The organism is Micromonospora sp. NPDC003944 (assembly GCF_053605225.1).
In genome coordinates this window covers 1-20,577 of the sequence record NZ_JBSGIV010000091.1, presented here as the reverse complement: position 1 = coordinate 20,577, position 20,577 = coordinate 1, and the positions used below count along the sequence as shown (strand labels likewise).

The window sequence follows — 20,577 nt, the reverse complement described above, 5'->3', positions numbered from 1 at the left end:
CCCGGCCAGCCCGGCCGCAGCCGACAGCCTGGCCCCCGCGTACCGGCCGTCGAGTGTGCCGCTGACCCGGGGCATGCACATCGACTCCAACGGTGTGGCCGCGGCAGGCATCGCGCTGGGCCTCGCGGCGCTGGCCCGGGTGACGCGCCCGTCGTCCAAACTGTGGCTGCTGCCGGCGCTTGCCGCCGGCCCCGTCGCCGCGTTCTTCCGGGACCCCGAGCGGGACGTGCCGGAGGACCCGAACGCCGTGGTCGCCAGCGCGGACGGAAAGGTCCTGTCGGTGCAGCGACTGCACGACGAGCGCTTCGGCGACGGCGAGTGGTTGCGGGTCGCGGTGTTCCTGTCGGTACTGGACGTGCACGTCAACCGCGCCCCGGTCGCCGGCAAGGTGGTGGACTACTTCGTCGCCGATGGTGGCTTCGTCAACGCGATGAAGCCGGACGCCGAGCACAACGTCGCCGCGTACACCGTGCTGGACACCGCCCGCGGCACGGTGGTGGTCGCGCAACGGACCGGGCTGATCGCCCGCCGGATCGTGCAGCGCGCGCCGATCGGCGCGCTGCTGGCCAAGGGCGAGCGCTTCGGGTTGATCCGGTTCGGCTCCCGGACCGACGTCTACCTGCCGGCCGATGCCGCGGACCCGCTGGTCGGGCCGGGCGACAAGGTGGTCGGTGGGTCCACGGTGATCGCCCGCTGGCGCTGACGCATCAACGCAGAACGGGGCGCCGCTGTCCGCGGCGCCCCGTTCTGTCTGCTCGGATCAGGCGGTACGACGTTGCCGCAGCCAGAGGACCGGCCCGCTGATCAGGTAGCCCACCACGATCAGGGCGAACGTCAGCCGGATGTCGACAAGCGCGCCGATCACCGGGGCCAACCACAGCCACGGCGGCAGCTTCACCAGGCGGGCGAGCTTGGCGTACGGGAAGCTCGAAACCATCGCGAAGGCCAGCAGCGCCACCCCGGCGACCAACACCGCACCGGGCACCGGCAGGTTGATCGCCACGGTGACGGCGAGCACGGCGGCCGCCATGGTGGTGGGCACGCCGCAGAAGAACCGGCCGTCCTTGGGCGAGACGTTGAAGCGGGCCAGTCGGATCGCGGCACACGCCGCGACCAGAGCGCACGCCACCGCCGCCGCCGCCGTGGAGACGGAACCGGCGAGCGAGGCGTAGACCACGACCGGCGCGGCGAGACCGAACGAGCACATGTCGGCGAGCGAGTCCATCTGCGCGCCGAACGGGCTGGCCACACCGAGCCGTCGGGCCAGCGCGCCATCCAGACCGTCGAAGCCGACGCAGGCGATCAGGCAGAGCGCGGCAATGCGCACCTCGCCCTGCATGGCCAGGAAGATGGCGAGCATGCCGAGCATCAGGCTGGCAAGCGTGCAGGCGTTGACAAGCGCGAACTTCATCCGGCGCGCCATGGTGCGCTCGCCGGGGAGCAGCGGGATCGAGCGGGCCTCGTCGACAGGCGCCATCGGCGGCATCGCTGGGCTGACCGGCATGACCGCGTCGATGTCCGCCCGGTCCAGGCCCAGTGTGGGGTCCACACCAAGCGTCGGGCGGCTGAGCCGGTCCAGGCCGTAGCGACGGCGCTGCCGGTCGGCGTACCGGTGCTCGGTCGGGGCCAGGTCGGTCGTGTGCAGGTCGCCGTCGCGGCGGCCGACCCGGACCAACAGCACCTGGCGGGCGAACGTGCTGCTGCGGCGCAACCGCCCCGCCCAGCGACGCCCTGCGGGGCGCGGACTGTCAGTAGTACGACGCCGGCGCCATGGGGCTCTCGGCACGTTTCCTCCATCACCGGATCTGCTGACCGCCGAGTGGCGGGTGTCCGGCTGTCTCGTGCCGGACCTTGCATGGCCCGGCAGCCGTTTTGCGGAGTACACCATCGCATAGGGGAACATGGCTTGGCGATAGCTGCCGGCGGTACTTATATCTGGCTTAAACCGCTCGAACCGCTCGCTTGTTCCCATCCCGGGCCTCATCGCCCGTTTCCTCCATCATTCCCGCCCTTGACTGTACCGGAGGGTCACCATCTCGGCTCAGCGAGCGGAGTGCTATCGGCCACTCTGTCCGATTGCAACCGCAGCGATGTCGCTCAACGGCAGGTCAACAGTCTCCGCGCGGCTGAACCACCCCGCCCGCGCCGTCGACCCCCCGGCGGACTCGGTGACGACCGCATCGGTAGGTACGTCCACCACCACCCGATAGATCACCCGTACGCCGTGCCAGTCCAGCGGCCGACCCTCCGGACCCACCGCAGCGGGATTGTGCAGATTGTTGACGCCGAGAAGCTCCACCACCCGACCCACCTGCCCACCCTCCTCGACCAACTCCCGGAGCAACCCGGTGGCCGGCTGCTCACCGTGATCGGTGCCACCACCGGGCAGATGCCACAAGCCGGCGCCCGGGTAGCCCGTCGCGATCTGGGTGAGCAGAATCCGCCCAGCAGGGTCGGTGACCAGCCCGTACGCCCCGAAGCGCAACCGCCGGTCGGGGTGCGGCGGCGGGAACGGCTCCCTGAACCGATGCGTCCCGGGTGCCAGTGGCGTGACCGGCAGGCCGAGCGCCTCGGAGGTGAACGGGGTCAGCGGCAACTGCGCCACCTCCTCCAGCGACAGCCAGCGGGACGGCAGGCTCGTGGACGGCGGGCTCGTGGACGACAGGCTCGTGGACGGCGGGCTCGTGGACGGCGGGCTCTCGGACCACTGGGTCTCGGAGCGCGCGTCGCGGGGCGTGCCGAGTTCGAACAACAGCCGGTCGGTGTGCAGCGAGACCTCGCCGTCGAGGCAGGTGGCCACATCGGCGACCACCGCGAACAGACGCGTCACCGTCACGGTCAGCCCGGCCTGGTCGGCGACCTCGCGGACGACTGCCTGCGCCGGGTCCTCGGCATGCCCGACGACACCGCCCGGCAACCGCCAGACCTCGGGAAACTCGCCCTCGACCCCGTCCCGAACCAGGAAGACTCGACCCGCATCCCGCAACAGCCCATAGGCCCCAACGCGCCGCGCGAACTGCACCTTGCTCACCCCCGCTCTGCACCCCAGGCTGCGACCAGCCCATGAGCCGACCCTGGAGCGACATCCCCGCTCGTCGATCATGAAGTTATCGCCATCCATCTCGCGTTCAGACAATAACTTCATGATCAACCCAGGTGGCGTACAGGAAGCCCGCAGAGCCGACGTCGTTTCACTCCGCCCGATCACACCGCTCTGCACCCGTATGTGCACCGGTATTACCCTGCTGCACTTCCGCGGCGCTGATCGTGGAGCCGAGCGCCGCCGCAGACGTCTGGCCGAACCGTGATCCACTCGGGTCCACGGAAGGCGCGGTATCCCGGCAGCTGGGTCACCGCGTTTTCAAGGAACCCGAGTGGATCAGGGGGATGGCACATGCGGGAGTCGACCTGGGGGATCGCGGCCCGCCCGACGCTTGGGACGCCAACCCCACGCCAAGTAGGCGCGCGACCTGCAGGTCCGTGCTTGCGGTGTGACCTGCGGCCCGCGCTCAGGATGGCCTGCGGTCGGCGCATGGGGCGGCCTGCGTCAGGGCCGGCGGCATGATCCACTCGGCTTCCTGCAAAACGCGGCGTTGACGCGAAGTGGAGGGAGCGACTTCCGTGAACCCGAGTGGATCACAGGTCGGAACCCGCACGGCACGAGGATTACCTGCTCGAAAGCCCCGTGAACGCCCTCTGCGGAGTGTCTTGCCCCAAGATCGTGCAATAACCAGGATCTAGTGGTCTCGCGGGGCGAACGATGCCACTACATCCTGGTTCGAGCACGATCTTGGGGCAAAACGCGGGGCAGGGGCGCCGGAGCGCCGGGCACGAACGCAGCGAGGCACAAGCGCAGGACGCGAGGCACGAGCACGGGGACGCAGGCAGGGACGCGCGGCCGGCGGCGGACCGCCGGGGCTGTCGCGGACGGGTCGGGGTCAGGTGAGTTGGGCTGCCTGGACTGCTTCGGCGGTCACTTCGGTGAGGCGGTCGGCGGGGAGGGCGCCCAGCTCCTCACGGCCGAACCAGCGGGCTTCGCAGGTGGAGCCGCCCACGTCGGCCACGGTCAGTGGGTTGGGCTTGTCGACGACGACCCGGTAGAAGGCGCGTACGCCGTGCCAGTCGATCGGGTAGCCCTCGGGGCCGAGTGAGGCGGCGTCGCGGTGGCTGGCGACGCCGAGCAGTTCGACGAGGCGGCCGGTCTGCCCGGTCTCCTCGACCAGTTCCCGGATGAGGGCCGCGCCGGGCTGCTCGCCGTAGTCGGTGCCGCCGCCGGGGAGGTGCCAGCAGCCGGCGCCGGGGTAGCCGTCGGAGACCCGGGTGAGCAGGACCCGGCCGGTGGGGTCGGTGCACACCGCGTACGCGGCGAAGCGCTGGGCCCGGTGCAGCCCGTCGGGGCCGGGCACGGCGTAGAAGGAGGGGAAGTCGGGTGCCTCGTCGGGCACCACGTCGGCCGCGGAGGCGGGCAGCCCGAGGGCGCGTGCGGTGAAGGAGCGCAGCGGCAGCTCACGGGCCTCGTCGAGGGTGTACCAGCGGGCCAGGTCGGTGGGGCGTTCGCCGGCCCGGTCGGCGAGGGTGCCACCGCGCACGGCGACCCGGTAGATCAGCCGGTCGGTGTGGATGGTGATGCCGCGGTCCGGGAGTGCCCTCATGTCGGCGAGCACGTCGGCGAGGCCGGACACGGCGACCGAGAGGCCGGTTTCGGCGGCGGTTTCGCGAACGACTGTGTGGTTCGGGTCTTCGCCGTGGTCGACGGCCCCACCGGGCAGCGACCACGCGCCGGGGGTGCCGGAGCGCTCCGATGCGCGGACCAGCAAGACTCGGCCGCTTGAATCAGCACAAACTGCGTATGCCGCGATCCTGCGGAGCGGCTTGAGCAAGGTGGTCACGGAAGCAAATTCTCCCCGGGCCGGGTTACCGGAACGGAAAAGAGTCGGATTCCTGACTATCCGACCCCGGTCAGGGATTGGTCAGGGTAATGATCCGGGCGGTCACCGAGGGCGGGCCGGGCACCAGCGCGGACCGTGGGGGTATGACATCGACCACCGCTCCTCGTGCCCCGTACAAGCAGCTTCGGCGACCCACCACCGACCGCATGGTCGCGGGAGTCGCCAGCGGCGTCGGCCGCTACTTCGCCGTCGATCCCACACTGGTGCGGGTGGCCTTCGCGGTCACCGGCCTGCTCACCGGCGGGCTCGCGCTGTTCGCGTACCCGATCATGTGGTTCCTGATGCCGGAGGAGCCCGCCGGCGCGCCGGCCTGGCCGCACGCCGCGGGCGTCGCGCCGCAGAACGGCCCGCCGCCCACCGCCGGGCCCGCGCCCGGCGGACCACCGCAGGGGTACGCCCCGACGCCGCCCTACCCGCCGACGACCCCGTCGAGCACGCTGCCAGCCGCGTGAGCGGCGCTCACTCCCACTCGATGGTGCCCGGCGGCTTGCTGGTGACGTCCAGGACCACTCGGTTGACCTCGGCGACCTCGTTGGTGATCCGGGTGGAGATCCGGGCCACCACCTCGTAGGGCAGCCGGGACCAGTCGGCGGTCATCGCGTCCTCGCTGGAGACCGGGCGCAGCACCACAGGGTGCCCGTAGCTGCGCCCGTCTCCCTGGACGCCGACGCTGCGCACGTCGGCCAGCAGCACCACCGGGAACTGCCAGACGCCCCGGTCGAGGCCGGCGGCGGTCAGCTCCTCGCGGGCGATCAGGTCGGCCTGGCGGAGCAGGTCGAGGCGTTCCTGGTCGACCGCGCCGATGATCCGGATGGCGAGGCCGGGGCCGGGGAACGGGTGCCGCCAGACCATCGCCTCGGGCAGGCCGAGTTGGAGGCCGAGCGTCCGGACCTCGTCCTTGAACAGGGTGCGCAGCGGCTCGACGAGCGCGAACTTCAGGTCCTCCGGGAGGCCGCCGACGTTGTGGTGGCTCTTGATGTTGGCGGTGCCGGTGCCGCCGCCGGACTCCACCACGTCGGGGTAGAGGGTGCCCTGGACGAGGAACTCGACGTCGCCGTGTGCGGCGATCTCGCGGGCCGCGGCCTCGAAGACCCGGATGAACTCCCGGCCAATGATCTTGCGCTTCTGCTCCGGGTCGGTCACTCCGGCGAGCGCGCCGAGGAACCTGTCGGTGGCGTCGACCACCTTCAGCTTGATGCCGGTGGCCGTGACGTAGTCCTTCTCGACCTGCTCGGCCTCGCCGGCGCGCAGCAGACCGTGGTCGACGAAGACGCAGGTGAGCTGGTCACCGACCGCCTTGTGCACGAGCGCCGCGGCGACTGCCGAGTCGACCCCGCCGGAGAGGCCGCAGATGACCTCCTTGTCGCCGATCTGGGCGCGGATCCGGGCGACCTGCTCGTCGATGATGTTCTCGGGTGTCCAGGTCGGCTCGATGCCGGCGATGTCGTAGAGGAAGCGGGTGAGCATCTCCTGGCCGTGCGCGGTGTGCCCGACCTCCGGGTGGAACTGCACGCCGGCCCGACGCCCGGCCAGGTCCTCGAAGGCGGCGACCGGCGCGCCCGCCGACTCGGCGGTCACCGTGAAGCCCTCGGGCGCCTCGGTGACGCAGTCGCCGTGACTCATCCAGACCGGCAGGTCGGCCGGCAGGTCCCGCAGCAGCACGCCGGGGTCGAGGAGGCGGGGGCGCAGCGGGGTGCCGCCGTACTCGCGGTTGCCGGTCTTCGTGACGGTGCCGCCGAGCGCCTGGGCCATCGCCTGGAAGCCGTAGCAGATGCCGAAGACCGGCACGTCGGCGCTGAACACGCCGGCGTCGATCTGCGGCGCGCCGGGGGCGTAGACGCTGGACGGGCCACCGGAGAGGATGATCGCGGCGGGGTTCTTCGCGAGCATCTCGGCGATCGGCATCGAGTGCGGCACGATCTCGGAGTAGACCTTCGCCTCACGGACCCGGCGGGCGATGAGCTGGGCGTACTGGGCTCCGAAGTCCACCACGAGGACGGGGCGAGGCAGGCTCATGTGCACGAAGCCTACCGACAGTCACGGCCGTCGCCGTCATCGGCTCGCCGGCAATCCACTCTCCCCGCGATCTTGCACTTTCTGCCCCGACAAAGGCCACGAATGCCGCGTAACGACGACCGAAAGTGCAAGATCGCGGAAGTGGCGGCGGGTCACGGTCGCAGCGCGCCTGGGGCGTTCGGCGGGACTGCCGGGTTGTGCGGGGGTACGGGGTCCAGGCGGCGGTACGGGGAGCCTAGGGGTGGGCGGGGGTCCGGTTCGCCCTTGTTGGGCCAGAAGGACATTGCCCGTTCCGCCTGCGCGGTGATCGTCAGGGAGGGGTTCACACCCAGGTTTGCCGAGACGGCCGCGCCGTCGACGACGTGCAGCCCCGGGTGCCCGTAGAGCCGGTGCCAGGGGTCGACCACCCCGTCGGCCGGGGTGGCACCGATGACCGCCCCGCCGAGGATGTGCGCGGTCATCGGGATGTCGAAGGGTTCGGTGAGCGCGCCACCGGGGGTGCCACCGATCTCGTCGGCGAGCATTCGGGCCGCGGTGTTGCCGGCCGGGATCCAGGTCGGGCTGGGCGTGCCGTGGCCCGGGCCGGTGACCAACCGGCGGCCGAACGGGCCACGCCGCCACCGGGTGGTGAGTGAGTTGTCCACCGACTGCATGACCAGGGCGATCACCGTCCGTTCCGACCAGCCACGGACCGACAGCAGCCGCGCGGCCAACCCGGGCTGCCGCACGATGCCTCCCAACCAGCGGCGCACCCGGTGCGGGCCGCCGTCGACGAGCAGCGACTGGAGCAACCCCATCGCGTTGGAGCCCCGCCCGTAGCGGACCGGCTCGACGTGTGTCTGCGGGTCGGGGTGGAACGAGCTGGTGATGGCCACCCCCTCGGTGTAGTCCAACCGCTCCGAGCGGGCCCGTCGGCGAGGCACCGAGGCACCGAGGATCGCCTCGGAGTTGGTCCGGGTCAGCTCGCCGAGGCGGGCCGACAGCCCGGGCAGCGCCTGCTCGGCCCGCATCGCGTGCAGCAGCCGCTGGGTGCCGAGCGCCCCGGCGGCGAAGACCACCTGATCGGCGTGGATGACCTGCCGCCCCTTGCGCAGCCAGGCGCCGGTGCGGTCGGTGCGCACCTCGTACCCGCCACCGTCGACGGGCCGACGGCGGTCACCGTGGTCAGCGGGTGCACCGTCACCCCGAGCCGTTCGGCGAGCCAGAGGTAGTTCTTGACGAGCGTGTTCTTCGCCCCGTGCCGGCAGCCGGTCATGCACGAGCCGCAGTGCAGGCAGCCGGTGCGCTCCGGGCCGGCACCACCGAAGTACGGGTCGTCGACCCGCTGGCCGGGCCGGCCGATGTGCACGCCGACCGGGGTGGCGTGGAACGTGTGCCCCACCCCCATCCGCTCGGCCACCGCCCGCATGGCGCGGTCCGCCCCGGTGTCCAGCGGGTACGTGGTGACGCCGAGCATCCGTTTGGCCTGGTCGTAGTGGTGGGCCAACTCGTCGCGCCAGTCGGTGATGTCGCGCCACTGTGGGTCGTCGTAGAAGGCGGGCAGCGGTTCGTAGAGGGTGTTCGCGTAGACGAGCGAACCGCCGCCGACCCCGGCGCCGGAGAGCACCAGGACCCCTCCGCCGGACCGTCGGTCGGCCGGCCGGAGCAGGGTGAGCCGTTGGATGCCGTAGCAGCCCAGCTTGGGCGCCCAGAGGAACCGGCGGACCCGCCAGGACGTCTGCGGGAACTCGTCGTCGGCGAAGCGGCGGCCCGCTTCGAGCACCGCGACCGAGTAACCCTTCTCGGCCAGTCGGAGCGCGGTGACGCTGCCACCGAAGCCGGACCCGATGACGACCACGTCGTACCGCATGCAGGCATCATTACTCGCGAGTAGCGCTCGCGCCAGCGGCACCTTTCGCGCGATCATGCTCCGGCCGACCGACCCGGCGCCTCCCGGCCGCAACCAGGAGCACCCGTCGGAGCGTTGTTCACCAGACGGGTGGAAGGAAACCAGATGGTTCTCGGGTCGATGGCGCCGCGCCGACGGTGGCTGCTGCTGGGGTTGGCGGCCCTCGCCGTCGTCGCGCTGGTCGCGGCCGGCACCGTGGTGATCACCCGGCTGACCGGCGACAGCAAGCCGGGCGGCGGCCCGGTGGCCGGCTCACCGACCCCGTCACCCGTCGGCACGCCGACCCCGAGCCCCAGCGGCCCACCACCGGGCGCGGACATCACCGGCCCGCTCAACCTGCTGCTGGTGGGTGTGGACACCCGGGTCAGCGTGCCCGGGTGGGAGCCGCACTCGGATGCCGTGCTGGTGCTGCACGTACCCAAGGGGTTGGATCGGGCGTACCTCTTCTCGCTCCCCCGAGACCTGCTCGTGGACATCCCGGCGTTCCCGAAGGCCGGCTACAAGGGCGGCAAGACCAAGCTCACGCACGCGATGAGCTTCGGCAGCCGGGTGCCGGGCAAACCCAAACAACCGAGCACCGCCCAGGGGTACGAGCTGCTGCGCAGCACGGTGAGCGGTTACACCGGGTTGCGCATCGACGCGGGCGCGGTGCTCACGTTCAACGGGTTCGACCGGCTGGTGAACGCCCTGGGCGGGGTGGACATCTACATCGACCAGCGGGTCGAGTCGCTGCACCGCCGACCGGACGGCAAGTACCGGGAGCCCGCGCCGGGCGGCTACAAGGGGCCGCAGCAGGTCTACGAGAAGGGCGAGATGCACCTCAACGGCTGGCAGGCGCTCGACTACGCGCGACAGCGCTACATCACCGGCGGTGACTACGCGCGGCAGCGGCACCAGCAGCAGCTGATCCGGGCGATGACCCGCAAGATCCTGGACGAGGGCCTGGCCAAGCAACCGGAGCGCGTCGACCAGGTGGTCTCCGCGCTCGGCGACACCCTCGTCTACGTGGGCGGACGCCGGATCGTCGACATCGCGTACGCCCTGAGTGGCCTGCCGGAGAACCGTTTCACGCTTGTGGGGCTGCCCGGTTCCGGTGTCGGCAAGGGCAGCGCCTACCGGGGTGAGCAGCTCACCACCGAGGGCCGGAAGTTCCTCACCGAACTCCGCGCCGGCCGGGCCGACGCGTACCTGGCCGCCCACCCCAAGCTGGTCGTGAAGAACTGACCGCCGCTCAGAGCGGCTTGGGCCGGGCGGGCTTGCTGGTGCCGTAGAGCCAGGCGTCGAAGACCGCGTCGAGCTGCTTGCCGGAGACCCGCTCGGCCAGCGCCACGAACTCGGGAGTGGTGGCGGTGCCGTCGCGCTTCTCCGCCGCCCAGGTCTTGATGATCTCGAAGAACGCCTTGTCGCCGACGGCCACCCGCAGGGCGTGCAGGGTCATGCCGCCGCGCTGGTATACCGACTCGCTGAACAGCTTCGCCACGCCCGGCTTGCCGGGCGGTGTCTGCCACACTCGCGCGGACGTGCTGGCGTACTGGTCGTCGAACGCCTCCTTGGCGGTGTACGCCTCGGTGTGCTCGGCCCAGAGCCACTCCGCGTACGTGGCGAAGCCCTCGTTGAGCCACATGTCCTCCCACTTGGCCAACGAGACGCTGTCGCCGAACCACTGGTGGGCCAACTCGTGGGCGACGACCTCGGTGTTCTCGCCCTGCCGGAAGAAGCTCGCCGCGTAGACCGGTCGGCTCTGCGTCTCCAGGGCGTAGGAGATCCGGCTGTCCGAGACCACCACCCCGCCGTACGCGTCGAACGGGTACGGCCCGAACACACTCTCCAGGTAGTCGGCCACCGCGACGGTCTGCGCGATCGACGCGTCCGCGTTGCCCTTGGGCTCGGTGGTGGTGACCGCGTTGTAGACCGGCCGGCCCTTGTGCTCACCGGTGGTGATCCGGAACTTGCCGATCACCAGCGTGCTCAGGTAGCTGGCCATCGGCGACTTCTCCGACCACTTCCAGGTGGTCCAACCACCCGTACTCGTCTTACCGCCGGGAACACCGTTGCTGATCGCGGTCAGGCCGTCCGGGACGGTGACCTCGAAGTCGTAGGCCGCCTTGTCCGACGGGTGGTCGTTGACCGGGAACCAGGTGCTTGCCGACTCGGGCTGACCGAGCGCGATGGCGCCGTCGGCGGTGTGCAGGAAACCGCCGTCACCGAGCGTCTCGTTCTTCAGCGGCTTCGGCTTACCCGCGTAGGTGATCTCCGCGACGAACCCGTTGCCGTTGATCAGGCCGGAGGCCGGCTTGATCACCAGCTCGTTGCGCTTGCGGCTGTGGGTCGCCGGTGCGCCGTCCACGGTGACCGCGCTGACGCTCAGGCCGGCCAGGTCGAGGTTGAACGTCGACAGGTCGGCCGTCGCGGTGGCCCGCACGGTTGTCGTACCCGTCAGCTGGTCCTTGGCCGGGTCGTAGCGCACCTTCACCGTGTACCGACCGACGTCGTAGCCGCCGTTGCCGTAGGTCGGGAAGTACGCGTCGCCGACCCCGTCGGCGCCGGCGGTGAACGTCCGCGACGGCGTGGGGGACGCGCCCGCCGGTGGCGCCGTCTCCGGGCCCGTCGAGTCGCACCCGGCCAGTGCGAGCGCACCGGTCACCAGCAGGCTGGCACCCATTCGCAGTCTGTGCCGCGTCCCCCGCATGCCACACCCTTCCCGCACGGTGGGCGGTCACGGCCTCTGCCGCTCCGCGCGAACGGGCGCCTACCCGCCGTTCGCAGGCGGCAGCATATCGATCGGGTGGCAGGGCCGGGTCACGGCAGTGTGGGGGCAGAACCACCCACCAACCAGGCGTCGAAGAACGGCCGTAGGGGGCGTTCCGCGACCCGCTCGGCAAGTGCGACGAAGTCCGCGGTGGTGGCGTTGCCCGCCGCCCGCTCGGTGGTCCAGGTGCGCAGGATGCGGAAGAAGAGGTCGTCACCGACGGTCCGGCGCAACGCGTGTACGGCCAGCGCCCCGCGCTTGTAGACGGCCGTGCCGAACATCTGGTCCCGGCCGGGCTCGACCGACGGCTGCGACCAGTCGGTCGCCGCGTACTGGATCTCGAAGTTGCGCTGGGCGGTCCGGCCGCCGTCGTGCTCCTCCCACAGCCACTCGGCGTAGCTGGCGAAGCCCTCGTTGAGCCAGATGTCGCTCCACCGGGTCAGCGTCACGCTGTCGCCGAACCACTGGTGCGCCAACTCGTGCGCGACGACGCCCGGGTTCGGCCTGTCGTCAGCGAAGAAGGCTGGCCCGTAGACCGGCCGGGACTGGGTCTCCAACGCGTACCCGATCCGGTCGTCGGCGATCACGATCCCGCCGTAGGAGTCGAACGGGTACGGGCCGAATCGGCTGGCCAGGAAGTCGACGATCGCTCCGGTGCGGGCCAGTGAGGTCGCTGCGGCACCTGTCGCCGGTAGGCTCGCGGCCACCGCCGTGACCATCGGCCGGCCGGCGTGCGTGCCGTTCACCACCCGGTAGTCACCGATCACGAGCGTGCTCAGGTAGCTGGCCATCGGGGCACGCTCCGACCAGCGCCAGGTGGTCCAGCCGTCGGTGCTGCTCTTCGGCCCGGGTACCCCGTTGCTCAGCGCGGCCAGCCCGTCCGGGACGGTCACCGCCAGGTCGTAGGTGGCCTTGTCGGACGGGTGGTCGTTGACCGGGAACCAGGTGGCGGCCGAATCGGGTTGACCCAGCGCCACCGCGCCGTCGGCGGTGTGCAGGAAGCCGCCGCTGCCCAACGCCCCGTCGTCGACGGCCGTCGGGACGCCCGCGTAGTCGACGGTCACCGTGAACTGCCGGCCGCGCGGCAGGCCCTCGTGGGGCGTCACCACCAACTCGCCGTCGCCGCGCCGGTGCTCGGCCGCGGCGTCGCCCACGGTGACAGCGCGGACGTCCAGGCCGGCGAGGTCCAGGTTGAAGCGGGACAGGTCCTGGGTGGCGGTGGCCGTGATGACGGCTCGGCCGGTCAGCCGATCGGTCGACGGGTCGTAGCGGACGTCGAGGCCGTAGTGCGCGACGTCGTAGCCGCCGTTGCCGTGCCCCGGCACGTACGGGTCGCCGACGTCTGCGGATCCGGGCCGGAAGCCGTCGCGGTCGTCGCCCGTACAACCTGTCGCGACCAGCCCGATCGCGCAGGCCAGCGCGGCGGCGACCCGCAGTCTCCGTCCGGTCAGGACCATGCGCGCTCCTCCTGCCGCACTCCGCTCAGGCCGAGCCTAGCCAGCATCGCGGGCCGTGCGGCCGGTATCGACGATCATCAGTGACTTTCGTTGAATCGAACAAAAGCTGCCGTCGATCGAACCTTTCTTTCCACTTAGACCGACGTTAGTGTCTGTCTCCGACCACCGTCGCGAAAGGTGGAACCATGCCAGACCACACCGCCCCCGACGCCTCCCCCACCGGGCGGCTCAGCCGCCGCTCCCTGCTCGCCGCCTCCGCCGGGGCCGCCGCCGCGATCGGCGCGGCCGGGCTACCCGTCCTCGCCACCGGCACCCCCGCGCTCGCCAACCCCGGCACCGCGAGCAAACTGCGGGTCGAACCGCTGATCCCGGCCCGCAACCGCGGCATCATCCTCTACAGCGTCCGCGACCGGATCACCGCCGCGCCCGACGACAGCGGAGTGCCGTACGGCTTCGAGCGCGTCCTCGCCCGACTCGCCGAGATCGGCTACAAGGAGATCGAGTTCGCCGGCTACACCCAGAGCACCGAGATCCTGGGTCGGCAGATCACCCCCGCCGAGATCCGCAAGATCCTCGACGACAACGGTCTGGTGGCCAACGGCACCCACGCCACGATCCAGCCGGCCACCTTCCAGCAACAACTGGACATCGCCGAGGAACTCGGCATGAAGAACATCGGCACCGGCAGCGACCCGACGAGCAGCGCGTACAAGGCCGAGTGGGACGCCGCCGCCGACATATGGAACGAGCTGGGCCGACAGGCCAAGGCCCGGGGCATGCGGCTCTACACGCACAACCACGACGCCGCGTACAGCTTCCTCATCGACCGGGGCCCGCGCGACGCGCAGGGCCGGCAGACCCGGTCCTCCGGCATCCGCCGGCTGGAGTACTTCTTCGAGATCACCGACCCGCGGTACGTCTTCTTCGAGCTGGACATCTACTGGGCCTACGTGGCCCGCTACAAGCACCAGAAGTACGTCAACGCGGCCGGCCAGGAGGTCACCGACCTGTTCGACCCGATCCTCACCGTGGCCGACCGGACCACCCGGTTCCCGCTCTTCCACGCCAAGGACGGCGACCGCGACACCAGCGTCCCCAACGGCTACCAGATGACCCCGCTCGGCGACGGCGACCTCAACTTCCAGCAGTTCTTCCAGACCATCGGCGAACGCAACTTCCACCACGCCAACTGGGAGATGGACACCGCCCCCGGCGGCGTCGACAACAGGGGCCAGTCGCTCGACTTCGCGGCGAGCAGCTACCGCAACATGTCCGACCTGACCATCTACGTGGAGAAGTGACGTCAGGCTGAACACGACGAAGGCCGGCCCATCTGGGCCGGCCTTCGCACGTCGATCGGAAGGGTCAGCGGTCCAGGACCAGGCCGACCTTCTGGAACTCCTTCAGGTCGCGGTAACCGCACTTGGCCATCGCCCGACGCAGCCCACCGAACAGGTTGAGCTGGCCGTCCGCCTCGTCCGCCGGCCCGAAGAGCAGCTGCTCCATCGACCCGAGCGGCTCACCGGAGACCTCGAAGGCGCCCCGGGGCAGCGACGGGTGGCTCGCCGCCGAGTGCCACCAGGCACCGCCGGCGGGGGCCTCGTCGCAGAGCGACAGCGGCTCACCGAGCATCACCGCGTCCGCGCCGCAGCCGAGCGCCTTGGCGATGTCACCCGAGGTCTGCATGTCACCGTCGGCGATCAGGTGCACGTACCGGCCACCGGTCTCGTCCAGGTAGTCGCGGCGGGCCGCGGCGGCGTCGGCGATCGCGGTGGCCATCGGCACCCGGATGCCCAGCACCGACTCGGTGGTCGACCACTCGTCGCCGCCGATGCCCACGATCACGCCGGCCGCGCCGGTCCGCATCAGGTGCAGCGCCGTCTTGTAGTCCGTGCAGCCGCCGACGATCACCGGAAGGTCGAGGTCGGCGATGAACTCCTTGAGGTTCAGCGGCTCGTCGGTGGTCGACACGTGCTCGGCCGAGACGATGGTGCCCTGGATCACCAGGATGTCCACCCCGGCGTCCAGGATCACCGGCGCCAGCGCGAGGGTGTGCTGCGGAGAGACCCGCACCGCCACCGTGCCGCCACCGGCGCGCAGCTCGCGCACCCGCTCCGCGATCAGGTCCGGACGGATCGGCTCGGCGTACACCTCTTGGAGCCGCTTGGTGGCGCGGGCCTCCTCGTCGAGGCCGGCCAGCTCGTCCAGCACCTTCGTCGGGTTCTCGTAGCGGGTCCAGAGCCCCTCGACGTTGAGCACGCCGAGGCCGCCGAGCTGACCGAGGCGCACCGCCGAGGACGGGCTCATGGTGGCGTCGGAGGGGTGACCGACGCACGGAATGCCGAACGGGTACGCGTCGAGCTGCCAGGACGTCGAGACGTCGTCGACGTCCCGGGTGCGGCGGCTCGGCACGATGGCGATGTCGTCCAGGTGGTAGCCGCGCTGCGCGGTCTTACCCAGCCCGATCTCGACCACGTCACGCATGGGGGACTCCAGGTGGTTGGGGGTGGTGGGTCAGCGGGTGTGGTAGTTGGGCGCCTCGACGGTCATCTGGATGTCGTGCGGGTGGCTCTCCTTCAGGCCAGCCGCGGTGATCCGGATGAGCTGGCCCCGGCGGTGCAGGTCGGAGATGGTCTCCGCACCGGCGTACCCCATGGCCAGCCGCAGGCCGCCGACCAGCTGGTGGGCCACCCGGGAGAGCGGCCCCCGGTAGGGAACCTGGCCCTCCACACCCTCGGGGACCAGCTTGTCGTCGCTGAGCACGTCCTGCTGGAAGTAGCGGTCCTTGCTGTACGACTTGGCCTGGCCCCGGGACTGCATCGCGCCGAGCGACCCCATCCCGCGGTACGTCTTGAACTGCTTGCCGTTGACGAAGATCAGCTCGCCGGGGCTCTCCTCGCAGCCGGCCAGCAGGCTGCCGAGCATCACCGTGTCGGCGCCGGCCACCAGGGCCTTGGCGATGTCGCCCGAGTATTGGATGCCGCCGTCGCCGATCACCGGCACGCCGGCCGGGCGGGCGGCCCGGGCCGCCTCCATGATCGCGGTCACCTGCGGCACGCCGACCCCGGCGACGATCCGGGTGGTGCAGATCGCGCCCGGACCCACACCGACCTTGACGCCGTCCGCGCCAGCGTCGACGAGCGCCTTCGCACCCGCGTACGTCGCCACGTTGCCGCCCATCACATCGACCGCCACGTCGGCCTTGAGGCGACGGACCATGTCCAGCACGGCCCGCTGGTGACCGTGCGCGGTGTCCACGATCAGCACGTCGACGCCCGCGTCGACAAGGGCACGGGCACGCTTGTACGCGTCCTCGCCGACACCGATCGCGGCGGCGACCCGCAGCCGGCCGGCGTCGTCCTTGCTGGCGTCCGGGTACTGCTCGCTCTTGGTGAAGTCCTTGACCGTGATCAGGCCGCGCAGCCGACCCGAGTCGTCGACGATCGGCAGCTTCTCGACCTTGTGCTGACGCAGCAGCGCCAGGGCGTCGTCCTTGCTCACCCCGACCCGGGCGGTGATCAACGGGGTACGGGTCATGATCTCGCGGACCGGAGTGTTCGGCTCCGAGACGAAACGCATGTCCCGGTTGGTGACGATGCCGACCAGCTGACCGTCGCCGTCCACCACCGGAACACCGGAGATGCGGTAACGCCCGCACAGCTCGTCGACCTCGCGCAGCGTGTCGTCCGGGCTCGCGGTCACCGGGTTGGTGATCATGCCCGACTCGGAGCGCTTCACCAGATCGACCTGGAGCGCCTGGTCCTCCAGGGAGAGGTTGCGGTGCAACACACCGATGCCGCCCTGGCGGGCCATGGCGATCGCCATCCGGGCCTCGGTCACCGTGTCCATCGCGCTGGACAGCAGCGGAATCGACAACTCGATGTTGCGGGTGAGCTTCGTCCGGGTGTTGACCCGGCTGGGCACCACGTCCGACTCGCCCGGCTGCAACAGCACGTCGTCGAAGGTGAGGCCGAGCGGAACCACCCGGGCCGAGCCGGCCGGCAGCTCGGGCAGGTGGCCGCCCAGGTCGGCGTGCTCGACGCCGGCCGGAAGATCGGTGCTGGGCGAATTTTCCACGATTGCTCCCCTGAGCTGCTCGAATGGGCTTCAGCGAGGTGGCGCGGGCGGGCACCGGAGCGCGCCACGGTGCCGGCACGTCGCCTCATCGTACCCAGTGAGCTGGGCGACCCGTCCGTGGCAGGCCGGCCCGGCACGGAGGCCGGGGGGCGGACGTTCCCGCCGCGTTGGGTCTACGGTGAGGGGGTGCACGACGAGCCCATCGACCCGTTCAACGGCGACCCGGCCGATCCGACCGCGGGTCTGGATGACCCGGGCGACGACGCGACGCCGGATCCGCTTACCGACGTCGAGCGGCAGGATGTGCTTGAAGACCTCGCCGACCTGGAGATCTACCAGGCTCTGCTGGCACCGATCGGGGTCCGCGGGCTGGTCATCGAATGCGAGGACTGTCGGGAGCCGCACTACTTCGACTGGGACCTGCTGCGCGGCAACCTGCGGCACCTGCTCAACTCGGGCCGGCCCCGGGTGCACGAGCCCGCGTACGACCCCGACCCGGACCACTACGTGACCTGGGACTACGCCCGGGGGTACGCCGACGGGGTGCACGACACCCTGTCCGAGGGCACCGAGGACGAGCCGGGCACCCCCACCGCCACGAAGTGACGCCGCCGCTTCGCGGGTCTTGCGCCGCCCTGCGTGTGGCCGGCCGCTGCGCGGCGTGTTCGTCAGGCGACCAGGCCGGCGCGGAATCCCGCCGCCACCGCGTGCGCGCGATCCCGTGCGCCGAGCTTGCGGAACAACCGGCGGGCGTGCGTCTTGACGGTGTCCTCCGAGACGAACAGCTCCCGGCCGATCTCCGCGTTGCTCTTGCCCTCGGCCATGCCGAGCAGCACCTGAAGCTCCCGTTCGGTGAGGCCGATCGACGCCCGACTGGGGCGGGCGTTCGGGGCGGGACGGCCCTGGTCGGTAGGTGCCGCCGGCTCGCCGGCCCCCGCCTCCGCCTCGTCGTCACCCCGCTGCACCGGCACCGACGGCACACCGCCCGCGCCGTCAGCGGCCCCGGCCGCCCAGCCGGGCTCACCGGCGCCACGCGGTGACGGCCCGGAGCGACCAGAACCGGAACCACCCACCGCCGCAGCGTCGCGGGCGGGATCGGTGATCCGCTGCCGGGATGCTCGGCCCGGCGCGGTGAGCAGCAGCAGAGCCTTCGCCACCGCGCTGGTCAAGTCATGGTCCACATTCTGGATGAGCCCACGGGCGCCGGCGCTGATGGTGGCCGCCGCGGCCTCTGACTCCTCGGTGCCGAGCAGCACCACCGCCGCCTGCGGCGCGCGCGCCAACACCCGGCGGACGAAGCCGGCGCTGTCCGGCCGGGTGAGGGCCGTGTCGGCCAGGACCACGTCGGCCGGTCGTTCGGCCAGGCGCAGCATCACCTCGGGATCAGAGACGGCGGTACGAACAATCGCGGACAACCCCAGCCGCGCGGCAGCAGAAGTAAGGTGCTGCGCCGCGAGTGGTGTCCGAACGCACACAAGAACGGTACGCACTGTGGTCTCCTCTCCGCCAACGAGCAGACCATGACGCGGTCGGCTGGGGAGGGGGTTCCCGGCAATCCTTCGAACTTTTCCGACAGATGGGGCAAAAGCCGCAATTTCCCGGACGTTTTCGATCACAGACGTGTGAGGTGACGACAGCCCGGGTACCGGGAGATCCAGGCCGGGAACGGTGCGCCTGCGCGGCCCGCCGCCCGGATGCCGGCCATAAGGATTCTCGCGGAGCCGCGCGGGAGGAGGGGTGCTGATGTCGAACGTACGTAGACTGCCCGGACCCATCGTCGATCTCTGGGACTGGCAGCGGCTCGGTGCCTGCCGAGGGCGCGACAGCGCCCAGTTCTTCCACCCCGACGGTGAGCGTGGTTCTTCCCGGCTGCGCCGCGAGTCCGCCGCCAAGTCGGTCTGCCGCGCCTGCCCGGTCCGCGCCGAGTGCGCCGCTCACGCACTGTCGGTACGCGAGCCGTACGGTGTGTGGGGCGGCTTCAGCGAGTCCGAGCGCCTACGACTGCTCGCCGTCGGCTGGGAGGACCTGGCAGACCGCCGCCACGCCCGGGTGGACGTCGCCCGACTGGAGGCCCGCCTGGGCCGCCCCCACAAGTCGACCGTCCCAGCCCAACGCAACGTGGCCTGACCCAACTCGTTCCGAACGTCCGCGAACCGCGCCCCCGTCCCGGAGGCGCGGTTCCGCGCGTTCCGCGTATTGCGCGCGTCCGACGCATCCCATGCGTCGCGTGCGGTCAGCACCACCCGTCATGATCAACACACTTTCCTTGATGTCGGGGTGTCCCGCCCCCTCCGGAAGCCCCGGTTTCAAGGAGGTCCGAGTGGATCAAGCCTGGCTGTGCAGCAGGAGGGCCGAGTAGCGACGGGACGCTGGGCTTTTGTCCGGTCTGGGGTGTTCAGCTTGGGCTGAGAGTCAACCTCAGGGCGTTTTGCGGGGTTTGCCTGTGACCGGCTCCACCGGTGGGCCGGAATCGTGGCCGGGCCGGGGTCGTTACACACCCTGACGATCGCAGCACCACCGACCCGCCGCCCTCGTGAGGGCTGGTCGTCGGCGGGAATGGCGGCCTCCGCCCGGTCGTTACCCTCCCCACGAACGACCGCAGGGCCAACCCCGGAATGACCCCGGCCCCCCGGTCGTTACACAGGGACCCGGCGCCGCGAGCCCCCGCTCGTCAGGTCGCCGACCCCTCAAACCTTTTGTGCAGCGCCGGACGAGGTGCTCACACCCGTAGCACGTGTGCGGGTGTCCTTACCCCCGAAGGAGCTACCCCTCATGACCACGATCTTGCGTAAGAGCATGCTGTCCGTTGCCGGTCTCGCGTTCGCCGGCGGTGTCTTCGCCGGCCCGATCGCCGCCCACGCCAACCCCGTCGACGCCAAGCCGGTCGCGGTGAGCGTGCAGTCGGCGGCGCCGAAGCCGCAGGGCGAGCAGTCGCACATCACCCTCACCGACGAGCAGACCGCCAACGTCAAGGCCATCATCGCCGCCACGAAGAAGGCCGGCCTGCCCGAGCGGGCCGCGGTCATCTCCATCGCGACCAGCCTGCAGGAGTCGAAGTTGGAGAACCTCGGCCACCTGGGTGACGCCAACGACCACGACTCGCTGGGCCTGTTCCAGCAGCGCCCCACCAGCGGTTGGGGCACCCCGGAACAGATCACCAACCCCGAGTACTCCACCACCGCCTTCCTGAAGGGCCTGAAGCAGGTCGACGGGTGGCAGGACATGCCGCTGACCGACGCCGCGCAGACCGTGCAGGTGTCGGCCTACCCGGACGCCTACGCCCAGTGGGAGCAGCAGGCCACCGACCTCGTCGCCCAACACTGGAACAGCTGACCACCGACCGCTGGCCGGCATCCCCGCACCCCGGGGTGCCGGCCAGCGGCATCTCCACACTCCGCACCCGCAGATCTTGGACACTTACCGTCCGCCCAGAACGGAAAC

16 protein-coding genes and 1 pseudogene are annotated in these 20,577 nt (G+C 70.9%); 7 read left to right on the top strand and 10 right to left on the bottom strand.

All coding sequences use genetic code 11. The features are described from left to right. On the top strand, window positions 1-703 hold a 703-nt coding region (locus ACWER9_RS29335), incomplete at its 5' end, for a phosphatidylserine decarboxylase (protein ID WP_452304890.1). Window positions 704-760: 57 nt separating this feature from the next. Here ACWER9_RS29335 and ACWER9_RS29330 read toward each other — a convergent pair. The 3 genes from ACWER9_RS29330 to ACWER9_RS29320 form a co-directional block, all read right to left on the bottom strand. Further along, on the bottom strand, window positions 761-1,711 hold the full coding sequence (locus tag ACWER9_RS29330) for a CDP-alcohol phosphatidyltransferase family protein (RefSeq protein ID WP_452304889.1): 951 nt from the start codon (window positions 1,709-1,711) through the stop codon (window positions 761-763). Between the two features lie 345 nt (window positions 1,712-2,056). Continuing rightward, window positions 2,057-3,022: an NUDIX domain-containing protein gene (locus ACWER9_RS29325; RefSeq protein WP_452304888.1), complete on the bottom strand. Its 966-nt coding sequence runs from the start codon at window positions 3,020-3,022 to the stop codon at window positions 2,057-2,059. Between the two features lie 916 nt (window positions 3,023-3,938). Next, entirely contained in the window at window positions 3,939-4,889 is a 951-nt protein-coding gene (locus tag ACWER9_RS29320; protein ID WP_452304887.1) for an NUDIX hydrolase, read from the bottom strand. 143 nt (window positions 4,890-5,032) lie between these two features. Between ACWER9_RS29320 and ACWER9_RS29315 the strand changes: the two genes are divergently transcribed. Beyond that, window positions 5,033-5,401, top strand: coding sequence for a PspC domain-containing protein (locus ACWER9_RS29315; protein WP_452304886.1), 369 nt, complete (start codon window positions 5,033-5,035; stop codon window positions 5,399-5,401). A gap of 7 nt (window positions 5,402-5,408) precedes the next feature. Here ACWER9_RS29315 and guaA read toward each other — a convergent pair whose 3' ends face one another. Together guaA and ACWER9_RS29305 are read right to left on the bottom strand one after the other, a co-directional pair. Then, window positions 5,409-6,965 carry a glutamine-hydrolyzing GMP synthase gene (gene guaA, locus ACWER9_RS29310; protein WP_452304885.1) on the bottom strand — a complete coding sequence of 519 codons (1,557 nt, stop codon included), beginning with the start codon at window positions 6,963-6,965 and terminating at the stop codon, window positions 5,409-5,411. 152 nt (window positions 6,966-7,117) lie between these two features. Then, window positions 7,118-8,814 (bottom strand): annotated as a pseudogene (locus ACWER9_RS29305) (FAD-dependent oxidoreductase). A gap of 144 nt (window positions 8,815-8,958) precedes the next feature. On the opposite strand from ACWER9_RS29305, the gene ACWER9_RS29300 reads away from it, so the two are divergent. Then, window positions 8,959-10,077, top strand: a complete 1,119-nt coding sequence (locus tag ACWER9_RS29300; RefSeq protein ID WP_452304884.1) for an LCP family protein — start codon at window positions 8,959-8,961, stop codon at window positions 10,075-10,077. A 7-nt stretch (window positions 10,078-10,084) separates the two neighbouring features. On the opposite strand, the gene ACWER9_RS29295 is transcribed toward ACWER9_RS29300, so the two are convergent. Next, the gene (locus ACWER9_RS29295; RefSeq protein ID WP_452304883.1) at window positions 10,085-11,542 is read right to left on the bottom strand and encodes a M1 family metallopeptidase; all 1,458 of its coding nucleotides are present in this window, start codon (window positions 11,540-11,542) and stop codon (window positions 10,085-10,087) included. 110 nt (window positions 11,543-11,652) lie between these two features. Then, a complete protein-coding gene (locus tag ACWER9_RS29290; RefSeq protein ID WP_452304882.1) occupies window positions 11,653-13,059 on the bottom strand; it encodes a M1 family metallopeptidase in 1,407 nt (468 codons plus the stop codon). 185 nt (window positions 13,060-13,244) lie between these two features. On the opposite strand from ACWER9_RS29290, the gene ACWER9_RS29285 reads away from it, so the two are divergent. Next, a complete protein-coding gene (locus ACWER9_RS29285) occupies window positions 13,245-14,360 on the top strand; it encodes a sugar phosphate isomerase/epimerase family protein (protein WP_452304881.1) in 1,116 nt (371 codons plus the stop codon). Window positions 14,361-14,424: 64 nt separating this feature from the next. Here the strand turns inward: ACWER9_RS29285 and ACWER9_RS29280 are convergent, their stop codons facing one another. Both ACWER9_RS29280 and guaB read right to left on the bottom strand, forming a co-directional pair. Then, window positions 14,425-15,543 carry a GuaB3 family IMP dehydrogenase-related protein gene (locus tag ACWER9_RS29280; protein WP_452304880.1) on the bottom strand — a complete coding sequence of 373 codons (1,119 nt, stop codon included), beginning with the start codon at window positions 15,541-15,543 and terminating at the stop codon, window positions 14,425-14,427. 30 nt (window positions 15,544-15,573) lie between these two features. After that, a complete protein-coding gene (gene guaB, locus ACWER9_RS29275; protein ID WP_452304879.1) occupies window positions 15,574-17,136 on the bottom strand; it encodes an IMP dehydrogenase in 1,563 nt (520 codons plus the stop codon). Between the two features lie 186 nt (window positions 17,137-17,322). Here guaB and ACWER9_RS29270 point away from each other — a divergent pair, with 186 nt between their 5' ends. Beyond that, a complete protein-coding gene (locus ACWER9_RS29270; RefSeq protein ID WP_357358508.1) occupies window positions 17,323-17,742 on the top strand; it encodes a DUF5319 domain-containing protein in 420 nt (139 codons plus the stop codon). 62 nt (window positions 17,743-17,804) lie between these two features. Here ACWER9_RS29270 and ACWER9_RS29265 read toward each other — a convergent pair whose 3' ends face one another. Continuing rightward, window positions 17,805-18,626, bottom strand: coding sequence for a response regulator transcription factor (locus tag ACWER9_RS29265; protein ID WP_452304878.1), 822 nt, complete (start codon window positions 18,624-18,626; stop codon window positions 17,805-17,807). A 253-nt stretch (window positions 18,627-18,879) separates the two neighbouring features. Between ACWER9_RS29265 and ACWER9_RS29260 the strand changes: the two genes are divergently transcribed. Together ACWER9_RS29260 and ACWER9_RS29255 are read left to right on the top strand one after the other, a co-directional pair. Then, a complete protein-coding gene (locus ACWER9_RS29260; RefSeq protein WP_091406539.1) occupies window positions 18,880-19,263 on the top strand; it encodes a WhiB family transcriptional regulator in 384 nt (127 codons plus the stop codon). Window positions 19,264-19,908: 645 nt separating this feature from the next. Continuing rightward, window positions 19,909-20,469 carry a hypothetical protein gene (locus tag ACWER9_RS29255; protein WP_452304877.1) on the top strand — a complete coding sequence of 187 codons (561 nt, stop codon included), beginning with the start codon at window positions 19,909-19,911 and terminating at the stop codon, window positions 20,467-20,469. The last annotated feature ends 108 nt before the right edge of the window (window positions 20,470-20,577 follow it).

Bases quoted from the DNA above. Each gene is read 5' to 3' on its own strand.
- ACWER9_RS29290 (WP_452304882.1), bottom strand. From the start codon at position 13,059: ATGGTCCTGACCGGACGGAGACTGCGGGTCGCCGCCGCGCTGGCCTGC.
- guaA (WP_452304885.1), bottom strand. From the start codon at position 6,965: ATGAGCCTGCCTCGCCCCGTCCTCGTGGTGGACTTCGGAGCCCAGTAC.
- ACWER9_RS29300 (WP_452304884.1), top strand. From the start codon at position 8,959: ATGGTTCTCGGGTCGATGGCGCCGCGCCGACGGTGGCTGCTGCTGGGG.
- ACWER9_RS29295 (WP_452304883.1), bottom strand. From the start codon at position 11,542: ATGCGGGGGACGCGGCACAGACTGCGAATGGGTGCCAGCCTGCTGGTG.
- ACWER9_RS29315 (WP_452304886.1), top strand. From the start codon at position 5,033: ATGACATCGACCACCGCTCCTCGTGCCCCGTACAAGCAGCTTCGGCGA.
- ACWER9_RS29255 (WP_452304877.1), top strand. From the start codon at position 19,909: ATGACCACGATCTTGCGTAAGAGCATGCTGTCCGTTGCCGGTCTCGCG.
- ACWER9_RS29260 (WP_091406539.1), top strand. From the start codon at position 18,880: ATGTCGAACGTACGTAGACTGCCCGGACCCATCGTCGATCTCTGGGAC.
- ACWER9_RS29280 (WP_452304880.1), bottom strand. From the start codon at position 15,543: ATGCGTGACGTGGTCGAGATCGGGCTGGGTAAGACCGCGCAGCGCGGC.
- ACWER9_RS29285 (WP_452304881.1), top strand. From the start codon at position 13,245: ATGCCAGACCACACCGCCCCCGACGCCTCCCCCACCGGGCGGCTCAGC.